The sequence below is a fragment of the Streptomyces sp. NPDC060194 genome (genome assembly GCF_042728285.1).
Lineage (GTDB): Bacteria > Actinomycetota > Actinomycetes > Streptomycetales > Streptomycetaceae > Streptomyces.
Map to the genome: position 1 here is coordinate 1 of NZ_JBHWZH010000218.1, position 6,800 is coordinate 6,800.

The window sequence follows — 6,800 nt, forward strand, 5'->3', positions numbered from 1 at the left end:
GTATACGGCGACCGGGCACCGCGTCCGCCCGTGCCTGCCGATGACCACGGGGCGGCAAAAGCCCAGTTAACGCGCCGGAAAAACTTCCGCCCTACTGTGCAATGCCTGACCGCGGGGCCTGTTTCCCGGCGTCGGCGCCGTGTCGCCGTCGGGTACGGTCGCGCTGCGCCCGGCCGGGTCCGGGCGGGAGACGATGAGGTGGAAGCGTGCAACTGACCCCCCACGAGCAGGAACGGCTGCTCATCCACGTGGCAGCGGACGTGGCCGAGAAGCGCCGGGCGCGCGGACTGCGCCTCAACCATCCCGAGACCGTCGCCCTGCTCACCTCGCACATCCTCGAGGGCGCGCGCGACGGCCGGACGGTCGCCGAACTCATGGCCTCCGGCCGCAAGGTGCTCACCCGCGACGACGTCATGGAGGGCATCCCCGAGATGATCCACGACGTGCAGGTCGAGGCCACCTTCCCGGACGGCACCAAGCTCGTCACCGTCCACGACCCGATCGCCTGACGGAGGAGCCGCAGCCATGATCCCCGGCGAGATCCTCCATGCCAGCGACCCGGTCGAGTTCAACGCCGGCCGCCCCGTCACCCGCCTCACCGTCCTCAACGCGGCCGACCGGCCGGTCCAGGTCGGCTCCCACTACCACTTCGCCGAGGCGAACCCCGGCCTCGAGTTCGACCGCGCCGCCGCGCACGGCCTGCGGCTGAACATCGCCGCCGGCACCGCAGTGCGCTTCGAGCCGGGCATCCCGGCCGAGGTCGAGCTCGTCCCGCTCGCGGGCCGCCGGATCGTTGCCGGTCTGCGCGGCGAGACCGGAGGTCCCCTCGATGGCTGAACTGTCCCGCCCCGGCTACGCCGACCTCTTCGGCCCCACCACCGGCGACCGGATCCGGCTCGCCGACACCGACCTGCTGGTCGAGATCGAGGAGGACCGCAGCGGCGGCCCCGGCCGCTCCGGCGACGAGGCCGTCTTCGGCGGCGGCAAGGTCATCCGCGAGTCGATGGGCCAGGCCCTCACCACCCGTGCCGAAGGCGCCCCCGACACGGTGATCACCGGCGCGCTCGTCATCGACCACTGGGGCGTGGTCAAGGCCGACATCGGCATCCGGGACGGCCGCATCACCGGCATCGGCAAGGCCGGCAACCCCGACACGATGGACGGCGTCGACCCCGAGCTCGTCATCGGCCCCGAGACCGAGATCATCGCCGGCAACGGCAAGATCGTCACGGCGGGCGCGGTCGACGCGCACGTCCACTTCATCTCGCCGACCGTCCTCGACGAGGCGCTCGCGTCCGGCATCACCACCGTCGTCGGCGGCGGCACCGGCCCGGCCGAGGGCACCAAGGCCACCACGATCACCCCGGGGCCCTGGCACCTGGCCCGGATGTTCGAGGCCCTGGAGCACTTCCCGCTCAACATCGGCCTGCTCGGCAAGGGCAACACCGTCTCCCGCGAGGCGATGTACTCGCAGCTGCGCGGCGGCGCTCTCGGGTTCAAGATCCACGAGGACTGGGGCGCCACCCCGGCCGCCATCGACGCCTGCCTGACGGTCTGCGAGGAGACCGGCGCGCAGCTCGCCGTCCACACCGACACGCTCAACGAGGCCGGCTTCGTCGGCGACACCCTGGCGGCGATCGCGGGCCGCGGCATCCACGCGTACCACACGGAGGGCGCGGGCGGCGGGCACGCACCGGACATCATCACCGTCGTCTCCGAGCCCAACGTCCTGCCCAGCTCGACCAACCCGACCCGCCCGCACACCGTCAACACGCTCGACGAGCACCTCGACATGCTGATGGTCTGCCACCACCTGAACCCGGCCGTCCCCGAGGACCTCGCCTTCGCCGAGTCCCGCATCCGGCCCTCGACCATCGCGGCCGAGGACATCCTCCACGACATGGGCGCGATCTCGATCATCTCCTCCGACTCCCAGGCGATGGGCCGGGTCGGCGAGGTCGTGATGCGGACCTGGCAGACCGCCCACGTCATGAAGAAGCGCCGCGGCCCGCTGCCCGGCGACGGCGCGGCGGACAACCACCGCGTCCGTCGCTATGTCGCCAAATACACCATCAACCCGGCCGTCGCCCAGGGGCTCGACGACGAGATCGGCTCCGTCGAGACCGGCAAGCTCGCGGACCTCGTGCTCTGGGACCCCGCCTTCTTCGGCGTGAAGCCGCAGCTGGTCATCAAGGGCGGCCAGATCGCCTACGCCCAGATGGGCGACGGCAACGCCTCGATCCCCACCCCGCAGCCCGTCATGCCCCGCCCCATGTTCGGCGCGCTCGGCCGGGCCCCGGCCGCCGGATCGCTGAACTTCGTCACCCAGACGGCTCTTGACGACGGACTGCCCGAGCGGCTCGGCCTGGGCAAGGCCTTCGTCGCGATCAAGAGCACCCGAGGGGTCACCAAGGCCGACATGCGGGAGAACGACGCCATGCCGGACGTCCGCGTCGACGCCGACACCTTCACCGTCACCATCGACGGCGAACCCGTCGAACCGGCACCCGCCGAGGAACTGCCGCTCGCCCAGCGGTACTTCCTCTTCTGACGCCACCCATGCCGCGCTCCCACGGAAAGGGGACACCCGCTTGAGCCGCGCAGCCCTGCTCGTCCTCGCCGACGGCCGGTTCCCCGCCGGCGGCCACGCCCACTCCGGCGGGGCCGAGGCGGCCGTCAAGGCGGGGCGGATCAAGGGCGCGGACGACCTCGCCGCGTTCTGCCGCGGCCGGCTGCGCACCACCGGGCTGACCTCCGCGGCCCTCGCGGCGGCGGCCGCCCTCGGCCAGGACCCGCACGCCCTGGACGCCGCCGCCGACGCCCGCACCCCGTCACCCGCGCTCCGGGCGGTCGCCCGCCGGCTCGGCCGGCAGATGATGCGGGCCGCCCGCGCCACCTGGCCGTCCGGGGAACTCGACGCGGTGGCCCGGGCGTTCCCGAAGGGAACGCACCAGCCGATCGTGCTCGGACTCGCCGCCCGCGCGGCGGGCCTCGACCCGCTGGACGCGGCCCACTGCGTCGTCTACGAGACGGTCAGCGGCCCGGCGACCGCCGTCGTCCGCCTCCTCGGCCTCGACCCGTTCGCCGCCACCGCCGTCCTCGCCCGGCTCGCCCCCGACCTGGACGAGGTCGCCGAGGAGGCCGCAGGAGCCGCCCGTCTCGGCCCCGGCGAGCTGCCCGCCGCCTCCGCGCCCCTCCTCGACATCACCGCCGAGGCCCACGCGGCCTGGCCGGTCCGCCTCTTCGCCTCATGACACCACCGGGCACCCGCTCGCAGCCCCGACCCCAGGAGCCCACCGTGCACCTCGACCACGACCACGCCCCCGCCCCGGCCGTCAGCGCCGACGCCCACCGCCCCGACGGCTCGCGCCGCGCCCTGCGTATCGGGCTCGGCGGGCCCGTCGGCTCCGGCAAGACCGCCACCGTCGCCGCCCTGTGCCGTGCCCTGCGCGACGAGCTGTCCATCGCCGTCGTCACCAACGACATCTACACCCGCGAGGACGCCGCCTTCCTGCTCCGCGAGGCGGTCCTGCCGCCCGAGCGCATCCAGGCCGTCGAGACCGGCGCCTGCCCGCACACCGCCATCCGCGACGACATCTCCGCCAACCTGGAGGCCGTCGAGGACCTGGAGGAGTCCGTCGGGCCGCTCGACCTGATCCTGGTCGAGTCCGGCGGCGACAACCTCACCGCCACCTTCTCCAAGGGCCTCGTCGACGCCCAGGTCTTCGTCATCGACACCGCCGGCGGCGACGACATCCCGCGCAAGGGCGGCCCCGGCGTCACCACCGCGGACCTCCTCGTCGTCAACAAGACCGACCTCGCCCCGTACGTCGGCTCCGACCTGGCGCGGATGGCCGCCGACGCCAAGGAGGCCCGCGGCGACCTCCCGGTCGCCTTCACCTCGCTGCGCCAAGAGAACGGCGTCGAGCCCGTCGCCGCCTGGGTGCGCGCGCGGCTCGCCGACTGGACCGCATGAGCCCCACCGCGACCGCCCGCATCGCCGCCGAGGCCGGCGGGCGGCTGCCGGTCCTGGAGAGCGCGGGCCCCTTCGCCCTGCGCCGCACCCGCTCCGCCGACCCGGCGCGCACGCGGGTCACCGTCGTCGGCGCGATGACCGCCCCGCTCGGCGGCGACCGGCTGGCGATCGAGGCCGAGGCCCGCCCCGGCGCCCGCCTCGACGTCGACTCCGCGGCGGCCACCGTCGCCCTGCCCGGCCGCACCGGCGCACCGGCGCACTACGACGTGCGGCTGACCGTGGGGGAGGGGGCCGAACTGCGCTGGCTGCCCGAGCCGCTGATCTCCGCCGCCGGGAGCGACCTGCGGATGCGCACCCGGGTCGGCCTGGCCGCCGACGCCCGCCTGGTCCTGCGCGAGGAGCAGGTCCTCGGCCGCCACGCCGAGCGGCCCGGCACCCTCGCCACCCGCCTCACCGTCGAGCGCGCGGGCCGCCCGCTGCTCGACCAGGAGCTGCGCTACGGCCCCGGCGCCCCCGACGGCTGGGACGGCCCCGCCGTCCTCGCCGGCCACCGGGCGGTCGGCCAGCTCCTCGTCGTCGACCCCGCCTTCGACGACAAGTGCCCCGAGCCGCGCCTCCTCGGCGACACCGGGGCCCTGACCCCGCTCGCCGGGCCCGCCGTGCTGGTCACGGCGGTGGCGCCGGACGCGCTGCGGCTGCGCCGACTGCTCGACGAGGTGCTGCGCTCGGAGGGCTGGTAGCTCAGCGCCGCGGCAGGCGCGGGAAGCGCGAGCCGCGCCGCTGCTCCACCTCCGCCTTCACCTCGGCCGCGTACCGGTCCACGTACTCCTGGTCCGACAGCCGGTGGATCGCCTGCATGATCTCGTCGGTGGCGGCGCGCAGCACCGTCTTCCGGTCGTCCATCCCCGCGAAGCGGCCGAAGTCCAGCGGCGCGCCGAAGCGGATCGTCACCCGGCCGAGCTTCGGCACCTTGCGGCCGGGCGGCTGGAGCTCGAACGTGCCCACCATCGCGCACGGCACCACCGGGACCCCCGCCCTGATGGCCATCACCGCCACACCGACCTTGCCCTTGTAGAGGCGTCCGTCGTGCGAGCGGGTGCCCTCCGGGTAGATGCCGAGCAGCTCGTCCTTCGCCAGCACCCCGAGGCCCTCGCGGATCGCGGCGGCCCCCGCCTCCTTGCCGGAGCGGTCGACGGGTATCTGACCCGCACTGCGGAAGAACGCGGCCGTCAGGCGGCCCTTCACCCCCGGCCCGGTGAAGTACTCCGCCTTCGCCAGGAACGTGATGCGGCGGTGCAGGACGGCCGGCAGCAGGAAGTGGTCGGAGAACGACAGGTGGTTCCCCGCGACGATCGCCGCGCCCTCGTCGGGCACGTGCTCCAGGCCCTCGATCCGCGGCCGGAAGCACAGCCTCAGCAGCGGCCCCAGGATCACGTACTTCAGCACGTAATAGAACACGGTGACTCCTTCGCACTGCTGACGTGATCACGGCTCGCCGGCGACCTCCCCCGGGCCGTCACCCGGGTGAGCATCGATGATCGATCGTAGTCAGATGTGCTGCCCCAGGTAACGGGTCGGAGCGCCCCGGTCTCAGTCGCCCTCGACCAGCACCATCCCGAGGGTGAGCAGTCCGAGCACCACCCAGCCGAACCACAGCCAGCCGTTGCCGCCGAGCGCGGCCGTGTAGGCGGTCACCACGACCAGCCCGCCGACGGTCAGCACTCCCATCGTCTTCGTGGATCCGGGCACGTCCTCTCCCTCCGCAGGGGGTGACTGCCATCGTCACCCGCTACGCGCGTCCGCCGCCAGCCGACGGCGGGGATCAGTTGCCGCGCGCCTGCAGGGAGGTGAGGTAGGCGTTGTACGCCTCGAGCTCCGCGTCACCGTCCCGCTCGGCCGCCCGGTCCTTGCGGCGGGCCTCCCGCTCGTCGGACCGCTGCCACTGGAACAGCAGCGCGATCAGGACGAGCACCGAGGGGATCTCGCTGAACGCCCAGGCGATGCCCCCGGCCGCGTTCTGGTCCGACAGCGCGTCGATGCCCAGGGAAGCGGGCGGGTTCGCGTACGCCGCGATCATGGGCTCGCCGGCCATCATCAGCGCGATGCCGAAGAACGCGTGGAACGGCATCCCCGCGAACAGCTCCAGCATCCGCATCAGGTACCCCGGGCGGTGCGGGCCGGGGTCGACGCCCATGATCGGCCAGAAGAAGAAAAGACCGACGAACAGGAAGTGCACCATCATCAGCACGTGCCCGGGCGTCGAGCTCATCAGGAAGTCGAACAGCGGCGTGAAGTAGAGCCCGTACAGGCTCGCGATGAACAGGGGAAGCGTGAAGCCGGGGTGGGTCACCACCCGCATGTACCGGCTGTGCAGCAGCGCCATGAGCAGTTCGCGCGGGCCCTTCGCGCCGCGGGTGCGCGACACCGGAAGGGCGCGCAGGGCGAGCGTCATCGGGGCGCCGAGCAGCAGGAAGATCGGCGCGACCATGCTGATCACCATGTGCTGCACCATGTGCACGCTGAACATGACCATGCCGTAGTCGTTCAGCCCGGTGCACGTCACCAGGAGGACGCTCAGCACCCCCACGGCGAAGAACACCGTCCGGTTGACCGGCCACGCGTCGCCGCGTCGCCGCAGCCGGACGGTCCCCCAGAGGTACAGCCCCAGACCCAGGAGTCCGCCGACGAGGAAGACGGGGTCGAAGGAGAACTCCAGGCCGCGGCCGAGCGTGAAGGGCGGCAGCTCCGTCATCGTGCCGTGCCCGCTGTGATCCATCCGCTCGCTCCGTTTTCGTACCCGATGTCCCCCCACAGACTAGAGCCG

Annotated in this window: 9 protein-coding genes; 6 read left to right on the forward strand and 3 right to left on the reverse strand. The window is 73.2% G+C overall.

Features of this window, described 5'->3' with window-relative positions; translation table 11 throughout:
- Nucleotides 1-206: 206 nt before the first annotated feature.
- From ACFWEG_RS27635 to ACFWEG_RS27660, 6 genes are read left to right on the forward strand one after another with little or no spacing between them, the layout of a single operon-like run.
- The gene (locus ACFWEG_RS27635; protein ID WP_387220461.1) at nt 207-509 is read left to right on the forward strand and encodes an urease subunit gamma; all 303 of its coding nucleotides are present in this window, start codon (nt 207-209) and stop codon (nt 507-509) included.
- A gap of 16 nt (nt 510-525) precedes the next feature.
- Nucleotides 526-837, forward strand: a complete 312-nt coding sequence (locus ACFWEG_RS27640; protein WP_387220465.1) for an urease subunit beta — start codon at nt 526-528, stop codon at nt 835-837.
- Nucleotides 830-2,551, forward strand: coding sequence for an urease subunit alpha (locus tag ACFWEG_RS27645; RefSeq protein ID WP_387220468.1), 1,722 nt, complete (start codon nt 830-832; stop codon nt 2,549-2,551). The genes ACFWEG_RS27640 and ACFWEG_RS27645 overlap by 8 nt, the downstream gene beginning before the upstream one ends.
- Nucleotides 2,552-2,591: 40 nt before the next feature.
- On the forward strand, nt 2,592-3,254 hold the full coding sequence (locus ACFWEG_RS27650; RefSeq protein ID WP_387220470.1) for an urease accessory protein UreF: 663 nt from the start codon (nt 2,592-2,594) through the stop codon (nt 3,252-3,254).
- Between the two features lie 44 nt (nt 3,255-3,298).
- Complete coding sequence (ureG, locus tag ACFWEG_RS27655) at nt 3,299-3,976, forward strand: urease accessory protein UreG (protein WP_387220472.1); 678 nt, start codon at nt 3,299-3,301, stop codon at nt 3,974-3,976.
- The gene (locus ACFWEG_RS27660) at nt 3,973-4,716 is read left to right on the forward strand and encodes an urease accessory protein UreD (protein WP_387220474.1); all 744 of its coding nucleotides are present in this window, start codon (nt 3,973-3,975) and stop codon (nt 4,714-4,716) included. The genes ureG and ACFWEG_RS27660 overlap by 4 nt, the downstream gene beginning before the upstream one ends.
- Before the next feature lies 1 nt (nt 4,717).
- On the opposite strand, the gene ACFWEG_RS27665 is transcribed toward ACFWEG_RS27660, so the two are convergent.
- The 3 genes from ACFWEG_RS27665 to ACFWEG_RS27675 all read right to left on the reverse strand — a co-directional run bounded on the left by ACFWEG_RS27665 (nt 4,718) and on the right by ACFWEG_RS27675 (nt 6,752).
- Entirely contained in the window at nt 4,718-5,434 is a 717-nt protein-coding gene (locus ACFWEG_RS27665) for a lysophospholipid acyltransferase family protein (RefSeq protein WP_387220477.1), read from the reverse strand.
- Between the two features lie 132 nt (nt 5,435-5,566).
- Nucleotides 5,567-5,725: a hypothetical protein gene (locus tag ACFWEG_RS27670; protein WP_387220479.1), complete on the reverse strand. Its 159-nt coding sequence runs from the start codon at nt 5,723-5,725 to the stop codon at nt 5,567-5,569.
- Between the two features lie 73 nt (nt 5,726-5,798).
- The gene (locus ACFWEG_RS27675; protein WP_387220482.1) at nt 5,799-6,752 is read right to left on the reverse strand and encodes a cytochrome c oxidase assembly protein; all 954 of its coding nucleotides are present in this window, start codon (nt 6,750-6,752) and stop codon (nt 5,799-5,801) included.
- Nucleotides 6,753-6,800 lie beyond the last annotated feature (48 nt).